The sequence below is a fragment of the Aeromonas sp. QDB03 genome, assembly GCF_027707985.1.
GTDB lineage: Bacteria > Pseudomonadota > Gammaproteobacteria > Enterobacterales > Aeromonadaceae > Aeromonas > Aeromonas hydrophila.
Genome location: NZ_JAPCJG010000001.1, coordinates 848,465 through 864,601 on the forward strand (window position 1 = coordinate 848,465; position 16,137 = coordinate 864,601).

At 58.7% G+C, this 16,137-nt stretch carries 11 protein-coding genes; 7 read left to right on the plus strand and 4 right to left on the minus strand.

All coding sequences use genetic code 11. The features are described from left to right. Positions 1–144 precede the first annotated feature (144 nt). Positions 145–573, plus strand: a complete 429-nt coding sequence (gene trxC / locus PG900_RS03835) for a thioredoxin TrxC (protein ID WP_029303141.1) — start codon at positions 145–147, stop codon at positions 571–573. 165 nt (positions 574–738) lie between these two features. Then, entirely contained in the window at positions 739–2,127 is a 1,389-nt protein-coding gene (locus tag PG900_RS03840) for an SLC13 family permease (protein WP_106552683.1), read from the plus strand. 254 nt (positions 2,128–2,381) lie between these two features. On the opposite strand, the gene PG900_RS03845 is transcribed toward PG900_RS03840, so the two are convergent. Further along, entirely contained in the window at positions 2,382–4,856 is a 2,475-nt protein-coding gene (locus tag PG900_RS03845; protein WP_041217444.1) for a glycogen/starch/alpha-glucan phosphorylase, read from the minus strand. 385 nt (positions 4,857–5,241) lie between these two features. Then, entirely contained in the window at positions 5,242–5,439 is a 198-nt protein-coding gene (locus tag PG900_RS03850) for a DUF4250 domain-containing protein (protein ID WP_005300391.1), read from the minus strand. Positions 5,440–5,672: 233 nt separating this feature from the next. Between PG900_RS03850 and PG900_RS03855 the strand changes: the two genes are divergently transcribed. Beyond that, positions 5,673–6,161, plus strand: a complete 489-nt coding sequence (locus PG900_RS03855) for a cell division inhibitor (RefSeq protein ID WP_270830953.1) — start codon at positions 5,673–5,675, stop codon at positions 6,159–6,161. Between the two features lie 401 nt (positions 6,162–6,562). Here the strand turns inward: PG900_RS03855 and PG900_RS03860 are convergent, their stop codons facing one another. Next, positions 6,563–8,086: a fumarate hydratase gene (locus PG900_RS03860; RefSeq protein ID WP_024944465.1), complete on the minus strand. Its 1,524-nt coding sequence runs from the start codon at positions 8,084–8,086 to the stop codon at positions 6,563–6,565. A gap of 296 nt (positions 8,087–8,382) precedes the next feature. Between PG900_RS03860 and pabB the strand changes: the two genes are divergently transcribed. From pabB to PG900_RS03875, 3 genes are all read left to right on the plus strand, one after another. After that, positions 8,383–9,669, plus strand: a complete 1,287-nt coding sequence (gene pabB, locus PG900_RS03865) for an aminodeoxychorismate synthase component I (RefSeq protein ID WP_270831007.1) — start codon at positions 8,383–8,385, stop codon at positions 9,667–9,669. A 47-nt stretch (positions 9,670–9,716) separates the two neighbouring features. Continuing rightward, a complete protein-coding gene (locus PG900_RS03870) occupies positions 9,717–10,283 on the plus strand; it encodes a CoA pyrophosphatase (RefSeq protein WP_011706269.1) in 567 nt (188 codons plus the stop codon). A gap of 215 nt (positions 10,284–10,498) precedes the next feature. Next, on the plus strand, positions 10,499–11,797 hold the full coding sequence (locus PG900_RS03875; RefSeq protein ID WP_270799200.1) for a serine/threonine transporter: 1,299 nt from the start codon (positions 10,499–10,501) through the stop codon (positions 11,795–11,797). Between the two features lie 408 nt (positions 11,798–12,205). On the opposite strand, the gene sstT is transcribed toward PG900_RS03875, so the two are convergent. Next, positions 12,206–13,456 (minus strand): serine/threonine transporter SstT, encoded by a 1,251-nt coding sequence (gene sstT, locus PG900_RS03880; RefSeq protein WP_029303148.1) that lies wholly within the window; start codon positions 13,454–13,456, stop codon positions 12,206–12,208. 337 nt (positions 13,457–13,793) lie between these two features. Between sstT and PG900_RS03885 the strand changes: the two genes are divergently transcribed. Next, positions 13,794–15,743 (plus strand): RecQ family ATP-dependent DNA helicase, encoded by a 1,950-nt coding sequence (locus PG900_RS03885; RefSeq protein ID WP_270799197.1) that lies wholly within the window; start codon positions 13,794–13,796, stop codon positions 15,741–15,743. The last annotated feature ends 394 nt before the right edge of the window (positions 15,744–16,137 follow it).

The following is a 16,137-nucleotide window of genomic DNA, read 5'->3' on the forward strand; positions in this document are numbered from 1 at the left end:
TTCTCATGTCATGGCCACGCATCCACCGACATCATGTCGACACAGGATCACTGGCTGTGAAAGATAACTGACTACTATGTTACCGTTACTCTGCCCTGTCAGTGCAATAAGATGTTGCAGGGCTTATGCATACAGGAATCAATTATGTCATTTATCACTACCTATTGTAGCCATTGCTTCACCAGGAACCGCCTGCCTGAAGAAAAAGTGGATTCAAACGCGAAATGCGGCCGCTGCAAGAGCGGGCTGTTCGCCACCACCCCGGTCAACGGCCAGGAGCAGCAGTTCGATACCCTGATCCAGTCTGACATCCCGGTCGTGGTCGACTTCTGGGCCAGCTGGTGCGGACCATGCCTTCAATTTTCACCTGTTTTTCAACAAGTTGCCAGTGAACTTGAACCAAGGCTCCGCTTCGTCAAGGTCGATACCGAGCAACAAGCCGCCATTGCGGCCCGTTACGCCATTCGCAGCATTCCCACCCTGATGGTCTTCAAGCAGGGCAAGATGGTGGCACAGCGCAGTGGCTCCCTTCCTCCCAGTCTGTTCAAGGAGTGGTTGCACAGCTTCATCTAGGCCACAAATGATACCGATATGTTTAATTTGTGTTTATTTAATGTTTTCATTTGCCTTGACTCTGTGAGTCCCGGCATGCTTTGACCAGTTCCCCCTGTTTCAAACGGGGGGATGAATGTAATCTCGGCAACACAACAACAACCATAAATTAACCGAGAGAACAATATGCACACATCTGCAGTACCCTCCACTACCCCATCGCGCTGGCTGGACATCAAATCCGGGATCGTCATCCTGGATGTCTTGCTGCTCTGTGCCATGCTGGCCTGGCTCCCCTTTGACCCCAACGTCAACAAGGGGCTGGGGATCCTGGTCTTCATCGCCATCCTCTGGCTGACTGAAGCAGTCAACATCACCATCACGGCTCTCTCCATCCCGGTACTTGCCACCCTGCTCGGGGTCTTTGACATGAGCAAGTCGCTGACGGACTTCGCCAACCCGGTGCTGTTTCTGTTCTTCGGCGGCTTTGCACTGGCCGCCGCACTCTCCAAACAGGGGCTGGATACCCAGATCGCCGCCAAGGTGATGCAGCTTGCCAGGGGCCACCTCGGCTGGGCCGCCATCGTGCTCTTCACCATCACGGCCGCGCTTTCCATGTGGATCAGCAACACCGCCACCGCCGCCATGATGATGCCGCTGGCCCTCGGCATGCTGAAAGGGCTCGACGCCCACAAGGAGCGCCGTACCCTGGTCTTCGTCCTGCTGGGGGTTGCCTACAGCGCCAGCATCGGTGGCATCGGCACCCTGGTCGGCAGCCCGCCCAACGCCATCGCAGCCGCCCAGATGGGGCTGGGTTTCACCGACTGGATGAAGTTTGGCATCCCGGTGGTGCTCATCTTCATGCCAGTGGGCATCGGCCTGCTTTATATGGTGACCCGTCCCAACCTCTCCCATCAGGTCAGCACCGAGCAGGTCACCATCCAGTGGACCGGTCAACGCAAGATCACCCTGCTCATCTTCCTGACCACAGTACTGCTGTGGATTGGCTCCCAGCCCATTGCCAAGGCAATGGGGGGCATTCCCCAGTTCGATACCCTGATCGCCATGGGTGCCATTGTGGCCATTGCCATCAGCCGGGTGGCCAGCTGGGATGACATCAACCAGAACACCGACTGGGGCGTGCTGATGCTGTTTGGTGGCGGCCTTACCTTAAGCGCCATCCTGAAGCAGACCGGGGCCAACGCCTTCCTGGCGGAGCACCTCTCCAACGGTCTGGCCACCATGCCGATCTTCATCATCCTGCTCTGTCTGGCCGCGTTCGTGGTGTTCCTGACCGAGCTGGTCTCCAACACCGCCACTGCCGCCCTGCTGGTGCCGCTGTTTGCCGGGGTAGCCCAAGCGCTGGGTGTATCGCCCATCGTTGTCTCCGTGCTGATCGCCGTCGGTGCCTCCTGCGCCTTCATGCTGCCGGTGGCCACCCCGCCCAACGCCATCGTGTTCGCCAGCGGTCATATCAAACAGCGTGAGATGATGCGGGCCGGCCTGGTGCTGAACCTGGTCTTCACCGTCATTCTGACCCTGCTCGCCTACTTCATGGGTGACATACTGCACTGATATGCCGAGTACCAAGGCCCCTGACGGGGCCTTTTTATTACCTCTTCTGCATGCAGTCTCGGCCAAACTTTACCCCTTCTCACTCAGTCACCACCTTTGAACAGCCACAGTTCTCAGCTAAAAGAGTCGTATTGTGAAGGTTTTGGTTTGACGCTTCCCCCTTGTGCTCTCTTGTCCACAATCCCCATCACCAACACCGCCCACTCAAAATAAAAAACCCCCGCATGGCGGGGGTTTGCTGATTTACCGTCTGGTTAGCCGATGCTGCAGGGTTTCAGTTGCCAGATGCGATCCACATAGTCCTGGATGGAGCGATCGGAGTTGAACTTGCCCATGGTGGCCGAGTTGATGATGGCCTTCTTCGCCCACAGAGCCGGATCCCGATACCAGCTGTCGATCAGCTTGTGGGCTTCCGAGTAGGAGGCGAAATCGGCCAGGGTCAGGTAGGGATCCCCCCCTTCCAGCAAGGAACGTTTGATGGAGGAGAGCTCGCCCGGACGACCCGGCGTGAAGTAGTCGGTATCAAACCAGTCCAGCACCGCTTTGAGCTCGGAGTTGGCATAGTAGAAGTCGTACGGGTTGTAGCCGCGGCCCTTCAATGCCTTCACCTCGTCCACGTTCAGACCGAAGATGGCGCAGTTCTCGGCTCCCGCCTCTTCGGCGATCTCGATGTTGGCGCCGTCCAGCGTACCGATGGTGATGGCACCGTTGAGCGCCATCTTCATGTTGCCGGTACCGGAGGCCTCATAGCCGGCGGTGGAGATCTGCTCGGAGACATCAGCCGCCGGGATCAGCTTCTCGGCCAGGCTCACGCGGTAGTTCGGCATGAACACCACTTTCAGCTTGCCCTGGATGCGAGCATCGTTGTTGACCCGCTCCGCCAACTTGTTGATGGCGTAGATGATGTCTTTGGCCAGCTTGTAACCGGGCGCCGCCTTGGAGCCGAAGATGAACACCCGCGGGTGCATGTCATAGTCCGGGTTGGCCAGCAGGCGACGGTAGAGCGCCATGATATGGATGAGATTCAGCTGTTGACGCTTGTACTCGTGCAGGCGCTTGATCTGGACGTCGAAGATCGCCTCCGAGCTCACCTCGATGCCGGTTTCGGCCTTGATCACCTTGACCAGCTTCTCCTTGTTGTGGCGCTTGATGGTCATGAACTGCTGCTGGAACGCCTTGTCGTCGGCAAACTTGACCACGCTGCGCAGCTTGTCGAGCTGCAGCGGCCACTCTTTGCCCACCACCTCGTTGTACAGCTCGGCCAGTTCCGGGTTGCAAGCCAGCAGCCAGCGACGCGGGGTCACGCCGTTGGTGACGTTGCACATCTTCTGGGGCCACAGCTCAGCATACTCGGGGAACAGATCTTCCTTCACCAGCTTGGAGTGGATCTCGGCCACACCGTTGACCTTGGAGGAGCCGATGACGCACAGGTTGCCCATGCGCACCTTGCGCACATCACCCTCTTCGATGATAGAGAGCTTGGCCTTGATGGCATCGTTACCCGGCCACTTGGGCTCCACCAGCTCGCTCAAGAAGCGGGCGTTGATCTCGTAAATCACTTCAAGATGACGGGGCAGTACCTTCTCGAACAGACTGACCGACCACTTCTCCAGCGCTTCCGGCAGCAGGGTGTGGTTGGTGTAGGAGAAGACCTGATAGCTGATGGCCCAGGCCGCGTCCCAGGTCAGCCCCTCTTCGTCCACCAGCACCCGCATCAGTTCGGGGATGGCCACGGTGGGGTGGGTATCGTTGAGCTGGATGGCAATCTGGGCGGCAAAGTTGCTGAAGTCGGCGCCATGCACCCGCTTGTAACGACGCATGATGTCCTTGATGGAGCAGGCACAGAAGAAGTACTGCTGGATCAGGCGCAGCTCTTTGCCCGCATCGGTCTCATCGTTCGGATAGAGCACCTTGGAGATGGTCTCGGCCTGAGCTTTCTCCGCCTGGGAATCGATATAGCCACCGGCGTTGAACACGTCCCAGTCAAAGAACTCGGAGGCGCGGGATTCCCACAGGCGCAGGATGTTGACGGTATGACCGCCAAAACCGACCACCGGGATATCCCAAGGCACCCCTTTGATCTTGCGGCCGGCGTGCCACACCTTCTTGAGGCCACCGTTGTCACCAAAGACGGTCTCGACATAGCCGTAGAGCGGGATCTCCTGCACGGATTCCGGGCGGCAGATCTCCCAGGGGTTGCCATATTCACGCCAGGAGTCGGGGCGTTCAATCTGGCGGCCATCCTGAATTTCCTGACGGAACAGGCCGTGCTCGTAGTGGATACCATAACCGACCGCCGGGTAGTTCAGGGTCGCTAGGGAATCGATGAAGCAGGCGGCCAGACGGCCCAGACCGCCGTTGCCGAGCGCCATGTCGGGCTCTTGTTCACACAGATCGGTCAGCTCCAGACCGAGTTCACCCAGCGCCTCTTCGCAAACTTTGTACAGGGAGAGGTTGTGCAGGTTGTTGGAGGTCAGACGCCCCATCAGGAATTCAGCAGAGAGATAGTGAATCGCACGAGTATCTTTCTTGAAGTGAGTCTGCTGAGTGCGGGTCAGGCGCTCGTACACCTGTTCGTTGACGGCGGCTGCGGTCGCTTTCCACCACGCTTCTGGCGAGGCTTTCTGTTCGCTTGTACCCAAGGTAGAACGCAGGTGACGCACGATACTCGCCTTGAGCTGATCTTTATCCAGTTGGAGATCCTGGTCTGTCTTCTTCTTGGTAGCCATAAACCATTTCCTTCGTTACAGAATAATAAATTGTTATCCCATCAGGGACCGGCGCTGTTGTTATCTCAGAATATGTTCCGGCGTGGGCATACTAGCTAAAGCCGCTGGTTTAAAAGTTAACGCAAGTCACACTTTAACGCATAAAAATGACAGTTCAAGCTTGAAAACCCTTTCCTGAAACCTGCCATTATGAATCTTTAATTTCATTAAAAATCATACAGTTAATATCTTCATGAAAATATAAATACGTGAATAGGTTTTCAATGATTGCCAAGTGCTGAAAATCCTTGAAAATAACTGAAAATTCAGCGCACATTGAAAACGATTTCAATGTGCGCCGTTCATGAAAAGCAAAGACCAAGGCTGTTCGGTTGATTTCTGCGGGTCAACCATGGGCCTTGAACTGGTTGCTCATGGGGTCATAGTGATAGCCTATCTGCAATAAGCGGGTAGCCAGCTGATCCTCCGTCATGTCGTAGTAGGCCAACAACTCTTCCAGCCCGTCACACTCCAGCCGCAGCTTCTCGTTGATGATCCCGAGCAGGATATTGGCATCCAGTCGTTGCAAGGTGCTGACGTCCATCTCATCTCTCCTCTGTGCAAGACATACTGTATAACCATGGGCGTCCCCTCCTGCTTTGTCCATAGGCTAAAAAACACCCACCGCCAACATCAAATAAATAATATTTATAATCAATGATATAGATTCAATCACTGCCAATCCGATCACATTTTAGAGCACAAATGGCTTGTCACTGGCATCAACAGCAACTACTGTATGCTCATACAGCATGGTTATTCATACAGGACAAACATATGAGCCAGCCCATGAGTCAGCACCCGGTCACCACCTCAGCCGGTATGAGCAATCCCTGGCCCACCCGGCATCAAGGCAACATGGACGATGAGCGTTATAGCGCAACGATTGCCCATGAAGCCCCGCTACTTGATGAGCTGGTGAGACTGAGTCATGGCGATACGGGCTGGATCCTGTTGATTGCCCCCCCCGGTCTGCCGGTAGCCAAGCAGCTGCAGGCACAGGGGATAAATCCCGCCAGAGTATTGGTGGTGCATAGCCCCAAGATCAAAAACTGGCAGCGTACGCTGGAACAGAGTCTGGGCAACGGCCGCTGCGCCGCCGTGCTCACCTGGCTGCCGGAGCAGGTCATGCTGGATCGCGCCAAGTTGAGCAAGCTAGGACAACGCTGCGGGGTTCTGACCCGCTTCTTCGAGCCGGCCGCATCCTCTCCTGTCCACAGTGGTTCACTGGTCTATGGCGGGCAGGATGTCTATCTCAACCACTGACAGGTGCCAAAAGTGCGAGGAGACGCCTTGCAGGATTGGCTGCTGAGTTGAACGGGCTTTTCGGTGAGCGCTGAACAGCCCAGCAATCACTGAGTGACAAGAGCCCTGCAGCCATCAGACAACAGCGGCAAGTGCCTGCCGACAGACGGAAGTGGAAGCCGGCATTGAAAACAAGGCGCAGAGCCCCTCGCACCGAGCACAGTTGGCAGTTGGCAGTTGGCACTCATGCGACTGCACGCAGGCCAAAAGAGAAGGCGACCCTGAGGTCGCCTTCGTTCTGTCTGCTATGGCTGCAGCGGTATAACGGTGGTATTGATAACAGTCACGCGCCATGTCCGCTCACGTTGAGCCTCGAGACAAGTCTCCAGACCGTGAGTGAGCAGCCATCAAACAGCTTTCGCTCACGCCAGTTTGCCATCGAGCTCGGCAATCTTGGCAGACCAGTAAGCCGGGCCTGTCTCATGGATATTGTTGCCCTGGGAATCGACCGCCACGGTCACCGGCATGTCTTCCACCTCGAACTCATAGATGGCTTCCATACCCAGGTCGGCAAAGGCCACTACCCGCGCCTTCTTGATGGCCTTGGCCACCAGATAGGCGGCGCCGCCGACGGCCATCAGATAGACAGCCTGGTGCTGCTTGATGCTCTCGACCGTTTTGGGGCCTCGCTCGGATTTACCGATCATGCCGATAAGGCCGGTTTCTCCCAGCATCATGTCGGTGAACTTGTCCATCCGGGTGGAGGTGGTCGGGCCGGCCGGGCCGACCACTTCATCACGCACGGCATCGACCGGGCCAACGTAATAGATGAAACGGTTGGTGAAGTCGACCCCTTCCGGCAGCCCCTCGCCTTTTTTCAGCATGTCGGCAATGCGTTTGTGAGCTGCATCGCGACCAGTCAGGATCTTGCCGGAGAGCAGCACGGTATCCCCGCTCTTCCAGCTGGCAAGCTCTGCCTTGGTGATGCCGTCGACATTGACACGGCGTACGTTGCCGCCAGCCGAGCGGGTGATCTCCGGCCAATCTTCCAGCTTCGGCGGAGTCAGCTCGGCCGGGCCGGAGCCATCCAGTTCGAAGTGCACGTGACGGGTCGCCGCGCAGTTGGGGATCATCACCACCGGCTTGGAGGCGGCGTGGGTCGGCGCAGATTTCACCTTCACATCCAGCACGGTAGTGAGACCGCCGAGGCCCTGGGCACCGATCCCCAGCTTGTTGACCTTGTCGTAGAGCTCGACCCGCAGCTTCTCTTCGGTGGTTTCCGGACCACGGGCGATCAGCTCCTGGATGTCGATGTGCTCCATCAAGGCCTCTTTGGCCAGTACAGCCGCCTTCTCGGCGGTACCACCGATACCGATCCCCAGCATGCCCGGTGGACACCAACCGGCCCCCATGGTCGGCACGGTTTTGAGCACCCACTCCACCACGTCGTCGGAGGGGTTGAGCATCACCATCTTGGACTTGTTCTCGGAGCCGCCGCCCTTGGCCGCGATGCTCACCTCTACCTTGTCGCCCGGGATCATGTCGATGTGCACCACGGCCGGGGCATTGTCCTTGGTGTTCTTGCGACTGCCGGCGGGGTCGGCCAGCACGGAGGCGCGCAGCGGGTTGTCCGGATTGGTGTAGGCACGGCGGGTGCCCTCATCCACCATCTCCTGCACCGTCATGTCGCTGTCCCACTGCACCTGCATGCCGATCTTGACGAAGCAGGTGACGATGCCGGTGTCCTGACACAGGGGGCGATGCCCTTCGGCGGACATGCGGGAGTTGATCAGGATCTGGGCCAGGGCGTCCTTAGCGGCCGGGTTGATCTCGCGGTCATAGGCAGCCTTGGCGGCCTGCACGAAATCGAGGGGGTGGTAGTAGGAGATGTACTGCAGGGCGTCGGCGATGGAATCGATAAAATCCTGTTTTTTAATGATGCTCATATCATCCTCACTGGTCCTTGTCTCCGGCTTGATGCAGAGCAAGGGCTTCCATATGAGCCGTGCTTCGGTGGGGTGGTGCCAGGCGGCTTGCCTGTCGGCCCGATAAGACAACGGCGTGTTTTTTCTAAAAATTCCGGCGGCTATGATACGCTTGCCACCCCCGTACCGGCTAGGGAGCAGGCTGTAAACTGTTGCCTGTGTAACAAAAAATGAAACCAACGCTGCATATCCACCATTTTGATCACCAGACGGCGCTCCATGCCCTGTTCACACGCCTTCATCATCTGCCCTGGGCCATGTTGCTGGAATCCGCCGGCCCGCTGGGAGCGGACAACCGCTTTGACATCATCACCGCCGATCCGCTGGCCACTTTGCAGACCGAGGGAACGCTGACCCGCATCGCGCAGGGTGATCAGCACGAATCCCATGAAGATGATCCGTTGACGCTGCTGGCCCAACGCCAGCACACGTTGCTGGGAGAGGTCATCAGTCAAGCGACCCCCCTGCCCTTCATCGGCGGTGCACTCGGCCTGTTTGGCTATGATCTGGGCCGCCGTTTCGAGCGTCTGCCGAGCCTGGCCGCCCGTGACGTGACCATCCCGGACATGGCGGTCGGTATCTATGACTGGGCCCTGCTGCGGGACGTGGCAACGGGCCAGTGGCAACTGGTGCACTGGGGCGATGAAGCCGGCCTTGCCCGCCGCCTGCAGTGGCTTGAGGCGCAGCAGGCTACCGCCACTGAGCCCTTTGCGCTTCAGGGAAGATGGCAGAGCAACATGAGCCGCGCGCAATACGGTGACAAGTTTGCCAAGGTCCAGGCCTATCTGGCCGCCGGGGACTGCTATCAGATCAACCTGACCCAGCGCTTCAGCGCGCCCTATCGGGGCGACGAGTGGCAGGCCTATCAGGCGCTGTCACAGGCCAACAGCGCCCCCTTCTCGGCCTTCCTGCGCTTGCCGCAGGGCGCCATTTTGAGCCTCTCCCCCGAGCGCTTCCTGTTGCTCGACCAGCGCCATATCGAGACCAAGCCCATCAAGGGCACCCGCCCGCGGCTGGCCGACCCGGAGCAAGATCAGGCAAGCGCCCTGGAGCTGGCTGGCGCCGACAAGGACAGATCGGAGAATCTGATGATCGTGGATCTGCTGCGCAATGACATCGGCCGGGTGAGTCGACCCGGCTCGGTCAGCGTGCCCAGCCTGTTTGCGGTAGAGTCCTTTCCGGCAGTGCATCACCTGGTGTCCACCATCCACGGCGAGCTGGACGCCCAGTGGCAGGCGGTGGATCTGCTGCGCGCCTGTTTCCCCGGCGGCTCCATCACCGGCGCCCCCAAGATCCGGGCCATGGAGATCATCGAAGAGCTGGAGCCACAACGGCGCAACGCCTACTGCGGCAGCATCGGCTATCTGAGCCAGCATGGCCGGATGGATACCAGCATCTGCATCCGCACCCTGATCGCCGCACAGGGCCAGCTCCACTGCTGGGCCGGTGGCGGCGTCATTGCCGACTCCGAGGTGGACGACGAATATCAGGAAACCTATGACAAGGTGGCCCGCATTCTGCCGCTGCTGGACACACTGCGTTGAAAACCTGACAGAATGGATCACAGCAACTGGAGCGAAGAAGAATCGAGATGGAACGTGCCGAACTGCTGACCCGCTTTTTATTACAACGCCCTGCCCCCGCCCACCGGTTGACGGTGGCCGGGCTCAAGCCCGCCGCCGTGCTGCTGCCGCTGGTCGAGCGGGCCGACGGCCTGCAACTGCTGCTGACCCGACGCAGCCCGCACCTGCGCCACCACGCAGGGCAGATAAGCTTCCCCGGCGGCAGGCAGGATCCGGACGACCGGGACTTGATCCACACGGCGCTGCGGGAAACCCAGGAAGAGCTCGGCATAGTCCCTGCCCAGATAGAGGTGCTGGGCACCCTCACGCCCCTCAACACCGTCTCCCAATACGACGTGCTGCCGGTGCTGGGGCTGGTCACGGCCGACTATCAGCTCACTCTGAGCCGGGACGAGGTCGACCAGGCTTTTGAAGTACCCCTCAACCACCTGCTGGATCCACGCCACCATATCGCGCTCACCATTCCCAGAGCCGATCACCTGCACACCATCTACTGGATCCCCTGGCAGCATCACTTCATCTGGGGCGCCACCGCCAGCATGATCCGCCAACTCTCTCGGCAACTTGCCATATAACATTTTGCCTACAAAAGATTGTGCAACATTCGTGCATTAACATTAAACTAACGTAGGTTTTTATAAAAAATAATTGATTAATTCTTCTTTCGATCACATTTCCACAAAAGAATGCGGGTTTGAGCCCCATAAAGGTGAATTTGATCAACATTTTTGATTAAAAAAACCGTATCCTTGCGCCGATTCAATAAAAACCACAATTCGGGGTGAGACACATGTCTAATACTGTCACCGGCGCACAGGACGTTGCGACCTCACAGGAGCAAGGAACCCGCTCCATCCAATCGCGTGGTTGGACCAAGCAAGACACCAGCTGGGTGATCAGCCTGTTCGGCACCGCCGTCGGCGCCGGCATTCTGTTTTTGCCCATCAACGCCGGCATGGGTGGCTTCTGGCCACTGGTGGTGATGGCGCTGCTGGTTGGCCCCATGACCTACCTGGCCCACCGCGGCCTCGCCCGCTTCGTACTCTCCTCCAGCAGACCCGATGCCGACATCACGGAAGTGGTGGAAGAGCACTTCGGCGTGGGTGCCGGAAAATTAATCACTCTGCTCTACTTCTTCGCCATCTACCCCATCGTGCTGATCTACGGGGTGGGCATCACCAACACGGTTGAGAGCTTCATGGTCAACCAGTTGCAGATGACGGCGCCCCCGCGCTGGATCCTCTCCATCGTGCTGATCATGGGCATGATGTCGGTGATGCTGGCCGGTGAAAAACTGATGCTGAAGGTGACCGAGTTCCTGGTCTACCCGCTCATCGCCATCCTGGTGGGGATCTCCTTCTACCTGATCCCGGACTGGACCGGCGCAGCCCTCTCCCAGATGCCGTCCGGCAAGGACTTTGCCATCACCCTGTGGCTGACCATTCCGGTGCTGGTGTTCTCCTTCAACCACAGCCCGGCCATCTCCAGCTTCTCGCTGGCCCAGCGCCGCGATCACGGCGAGCACGCGGTCGAGAAGTCTGACGCCATTCTCAAGCGCACCGCCACCATCCTGCTCGGCTTCGTGATGTTCTTCGTCTTCTCCTGCGTGATGAGCCTGACCCCGGCACAGCTGGCAGAAGCCAAGTCCCAGAACATCGCCGTGCTCTCCTACCTGGCCAACCAGCACGCGAGCCCCATCATCTCCTACTTCGGCCCGCTGGTGGCATTCGTGGCCATCGTCTCCTCCTTCTTCGGCCACTACCTGGGTGCCCGTGAAGGCCTGAAGGGGATGATCGTCCAGAACCTGCGCAAGTCCGGCAAGGAGCCGAACCACAAGAAGGTCGAGATGTTCATCATCGCCTTCTTCATCCTGACCCTGTGGGGTACTGCGGTGATCAACCCCTCCATCCTCGGCATGATCGAGTCGATGGGTGGCCCCATCATCGCCACCATCCTGTTCATCATGCCGATGTACGCCATCAAGCGCGTGCCGGCCATGGCGAAGTATCAGGGCCATATCAGCAACGGCTTCGTGGCTGTGATGGGGATGACGGCCATCTCCGCCATCCTCTACCAACTGCTCGGCTGACACTCGGCCATGCCAGTAAACATGCCAGCCGGGTAACCGGCTGGCATTTTTTATGATGCCAACAGCAGCGGATGATGGCTCTCCAGCAGGCGAGCATGCACAGGCATGTTGGCCGACGCGCCACTCGCAAAACACCGGCCCTGCTCCCCCTCCCGACGATTCCCCCCTTTTCTCTCGTCATCCCCCTCAAACGGCAACCGACAATGGCTGGCCCATAGCCCATGCAGCCTTATCAAGCCGGTGTCACGCAGCCTGCCTGGCAAGGCGTTCCTCCGGGCTCTTGATGTGCCTGCGGTATCCACTTCAGCCTGCTCCCCTCAGCCCCTGTAGATGCGGGCCGGACCAGCCGCCAGACAATAAAAAACGCCCTCGAATGAGGGCGTTTTCAGTGCGGTGAAGGCGGTACTATCAGGCTTCGCTGTTGGGCACCGGCGAAGCATCCAGCAGGGTTTCATCTTCGGCCATGCAGGCCGCAGCGGTGAACAGCACGTCGGTGGAGCTGTTCAGGGCAGTCTCTGCAGAATCCTGCAGTACCCCGATGATGAAGCCCACGGCGACCACCTGCATGGCGATGTCGTTGCTGATGCCAAACAGGCTGCACGCCAGCGGGATCAGCAGCAGGGAGCCGCCAGCCACGCCGGACGCGCCGCAGGCGCTGATGGTGGCAACCACGGAGAGCAGAATGGCGGTCGCCAGATCCACTTCCATCCCCAGGGTGTGTACCGCCGCCATGGTGAGCACGGTAATGGTGATGGCGGCACCGGCCATGTTGATGGTGGCACCCAGCGGGATGGAGACCGCATAGGTGTCTTCCGGCAGGCGCAGCTTCTCGGCCAGCGCCATGTTGACCGGGATGTTGGCGGCGGAGCTGCGGGTAAAGAAGGCGGTCACCCCACTCTCTTTGAGGCAGGTCAGCACCAGCGGATAGGGGTTGCGCTTGATCTTCCAGAACACGATCAGCGGGTTGACCACGAAGGCGATGAACAGCATGCAGCCGATCAGCACCACCAGCAGCTGGGCATAGCCGAACAGGGCGTCAAAACCGGTTTCCGCCAGGGTGGAGGCAACCAGACCCAGAATGCCGAGCGGCGCGCAGCGGATCACCGCTTTCACGATGGTGGAGACGCCGTGGGACAGGTCGGTGATCACCGCCTTGGTCCCCTCGCTGGCGTGGCGCATGGCGATGCCAAGGCCGATGGCCCAGGCCAGAATGCCGATGTAGTTGGCATCCAGCAGCGCCTTGACCGGGTTGGTCACCACGTTGAACAGCAGGGTCTGCAGTACCTCGGTGATGCCGCCCGGCGGGGTGATCTCGGCACTGTTGGCCACCAGATGCAGGTTGGAGGGGAACAGGAAGCTGGCCACGACGGCGACCGCAGCAGCCAGGAAGGTACCCAGCAGATAGAGCAGCAGGATCGGTTTCATGTTGGTCTTCTGGCCCTGCTTGTGGCCGATGATCGCCGCCATGACCAGTACAAAGACCAGCAGCGGGGCGACCGCCTTCAGGGCGCCAACGAACAGGCTGCCGAGCAGACCCGCCGTTTTGGCCCATTCCGGCATGAACATGGCAAGGAGGATACCGAAGACCAGACCGACCAGGATCTGGCTAACCAGGCTGGTACTGTTGACCAGTCTTACGAGGGGGTGTTGTTGTGTCATCAAATAGTCCCTGAGCACCGAAGTGCGTGAATCATTAGTCCTGTTGGCAACCGCTACGCCAGGCGACACCCATGTCACGGCTGGCGTCATCTGCCCCGGCAAGCCTTCTGTTGAGCCTGTCCGGTAACACACGGGGTTGCGGACAAGGAATATCCCATCTGCAACCGCTTTTTTCCATATAATCACTGAAAAATATCCGGTTTACCTCACAAAAAAACCACAACAATGCGATAACACAATATCAACAGCATTCAAATGGATGCCGTTTTCCCTCGCTTGGCCATCCAGACACTCCACGGCGGTGGTATCATGACGGTTTTTGCGCTGGAGCCCTGCCATGATCTCATCCCTGTTGACCCGTCACTTCGGCTTCGATCGGTTAAGACCGGGACAGGAGGCGGTGATCAGCCGATTACTGGCCGGCCAGAGTGCCGCCGCCATCTTCCCCACCGGCTCCGGCAAGTCCCTCTGTTATCAGTTGCCGGCGCTTGCCCTGCCCCATCTGACCCTGGTGATCTCGCCGCTGATCGCGCTGATGCACGATCAGCTCGCCTTCCTTCGCAGCAAAGGGATCGCCGCCGCCACCCTCGACTCGAGCCTGACACCGGAAGAGAGCCGCCGGGTGATGCAGCAGGCCAGCGATGACCAGCTCAAGATCCTGATGATCTCGGTGGAGCGGCTCAAAAACGAACGCTTTCGCCGTTTCATCCAGCAGGTGCCGCTGTCGATGCTGGTGGTGGACGAGGCCCACTGCATTTCGGAGTGGGGCCACAACTTTCGCCCCGACTACCTCAAGCTGCCGGATTACCGCCGTGAATTGCAGATCCCGCAGGTGTTGCTGTTGACGGCCACCGCCACCCCGGCGGTCATGGCCGACATGCAGGCCAAATTCGAGATCGAGGATGAGGGGCTCATCGTCACCGGCTTTTATCGCGCCAACCTGGACTTGGCCGTGGTACCGCTGCCTGACGAGGCTCGCGATAGCTGGCTGCATGCCGAGCTGGCTCGTGACCCCGCCGCACCGACCATCATCTATGTCACCCTGCAACACACCGCAGAGCAGTGCGCCGCCCGCTTGCAACAAGCCGGGATCAGAGCGCGCGCCTATCACGCAGGGCTCGATGCCACCCTGCGCAGCCAGATCCAGCAAGACTTCATGGCCGGCAAGCTGGACTGCATCGTGGCGACCATCGCCTTCGGCATGGGGATCGACAAGGCCGATATTCGCCGGGTGATCCATTACGATCTGCCCAAATCCATCGAAAACTACAGTCAGGAGATAGGCCGCGCCGGCCGGGATGGTCTGCCTTCCCGCTGCATGGTACTGGCCAATCGCAGCCAGTTGCCGGTGCTGGAAAACTTCGTCTATGGCGACACCCCGGACAGAGCAGCCATCGTCACCTTGCTCGAGATCCTGCAGCAAAGCGGCAGCGAGTGGGAATTTGGCTTGCTGCGCCTCTCCAACGACACCAATATCCGCCAACTGCCGCTCAAGACCCTGCTGGTCTACCTGGAGATGGCGGGCATCATAGCGCCGGCCTACAGCTATTTTGCCGAGTATCGCTTCAAGTTCGTGCTGGACAAGGCCGACATACTGGCCCGTTTCAATCCAGCGCGACGCCAGTTTCTGGAGCAAGTGTTCGCCAGTGCCCCGCAGGCGCGCAGCTGGTGCACCATGGACTTCGAGGCGCTCTGGCAGGGTTATCAGGGGGAGCGGTCGCGGGCCGCTGCCGCGCTGGATTACCTGCAGCAGCAAGGCTGGATCGAGCTGGAGAGCAAGCAGATGACCGAGGTTTATCGGGTGCTGCAACAAGATCTGGACATAGCAACGCTGGCCGATCAGCTGCACGGACTGTTTGAAAAGAAAGAACAAAGCGAGCTGGCGCGTCTGCAGGCATTGCTGGGTTTCTTTACCTCCAGCAGTTGCCTGAGCCAGGAGCTGGCCCGCTACTTTGCCGATCAGGCCGCACCCACCCATTGCGGGCACTGCTCGGTCTGTCGGGGAGAGGTGGCGCAGCTTCCCTCCTTACCCAGCCGGACACTCCCCAATGAACAGGGGCTCAGAGCCTGGTGCGATCCGCTGGTAGTCCTGTGTCACAGTCGGGATCCCCGCATCCTGACGCGTTTCCTGTGCGGCATCACCACCCCGCTCACCACCCGACTCAAGGCCAGAAGCCTGGCTGGATTCGGCCAGCTGGCGTCCCACCCCTTTGCCGATGTGCTGGCGGCTGTATCCAACATTTATGCCGCTCACCAACAGGTGATAAACGACTTAAACATCGGGTAGACCCCAAAAAAATAAGACCCTCGCATCTGCGAGGGTCAAGCCAACGGAAACGTGCTTAAACAGAGCTTTGTATCAGCAACCAGCCACTCTCTTGCTAAAGCGCTGACTGCCTGACACAGGGCCAATCTAGAGCAGTCGCAATGTAGCGTCAATGTAAAAATTAGAGCTAAAACACCAAACAAAACACTTTCCGCTCACGTAAACGTAATGCCAGTTCATCTCGTCTACGCCCTGCCCCTTGCCCCGTCTGTGCTGCAGTCAGTCTCCCAAATAAACGCGATGTCATTTCCATTTTCCGACAAACATTTATTTTTTATGTCTTTGACATTTACCTCACTATCGTGGCAAAAATAATTTAACAGTCAGTAACATAGGTGTGTCACTGATTGCGCCT

Excerpts from the sequence above, each read along its gene's own strand:
- trxC (WP_029303141.1), top strand. The coding sequence starts at position 145 with ATGTCATTTATCACTACCTATTGTAGCCATTGCTTCACCAGGAACCGC.
- PG900_RS03840 (WP_106552683.1), top strand. The coding sequence starts at position 739 with ATGCACACATCTGCAGTACCCTCCACTACCCCATCGCGCTGGCTGGAC.
- PG900_RS03845 (WP_041217444.1), bottom strand. The coding sequence starts at position 4,856 with ATGGCTACCAAGAAGAAGACAGACCAGGATCTCCAACTGGATAAAGAT.
- PG900_RS03850 (WP_005300391.1), bottom strand. The coding sequence starts at position 5,439 with ATGGACGTCAGCACCTTGCAACGACTGGATGCCAATATCCTGCTCGGG.
- PG900_RS03855 (WP_270830953.1), top strand. The coding sequence starts at position 5,673 with ATGAGCCAGCCCATGAGTCAGCACCCGGTCACCACCTCAGCCGGTATG.
- PG900_RS03860 (WP_024944465.1), bottom strand. The coding sequence starts at position 8,086 with ATGAGCATCATTAAAAAACAGGATTTTATCGATTCCATCGCCGACGCC.
- pabB (WP_270831007.1), top strand. The coding sequence starts at position 8,383 with ATGTTGCTGGAATCCGCCGGCCCGCTGGGAGCGGACAACCGCTTTGAC.
- PG900_RS03870 (WP_011706269.1), top strand. The coding sequence starts at position 9,717 with ATGGAACGTGCCGAACTGCTGACCCGCTTTTTATTACAACGCCCTGCC.
- PG900_RS03875 (WP_270799200.1), top strand. The coding sequence starts at position 10,499 with ATGTCTAATACTGTCACCGGCGCACAGGACGTTGCGACCTCACAGGAG.
- sstT (WP_029303148.1), bottom strand. The coding sequence starts at position 13,456 with ATGACACAACAACACCCCCTCGTAAGACTGGTCAACAGTACCAGCCTG.
- PG900_RS03885 (WP_270799197.1), top strand. The coding sequence starts at position 13,794 with ATGATCTCATCCCTGTTGACCCGTCACTTCGGCTTCGATCGGTTAAGA.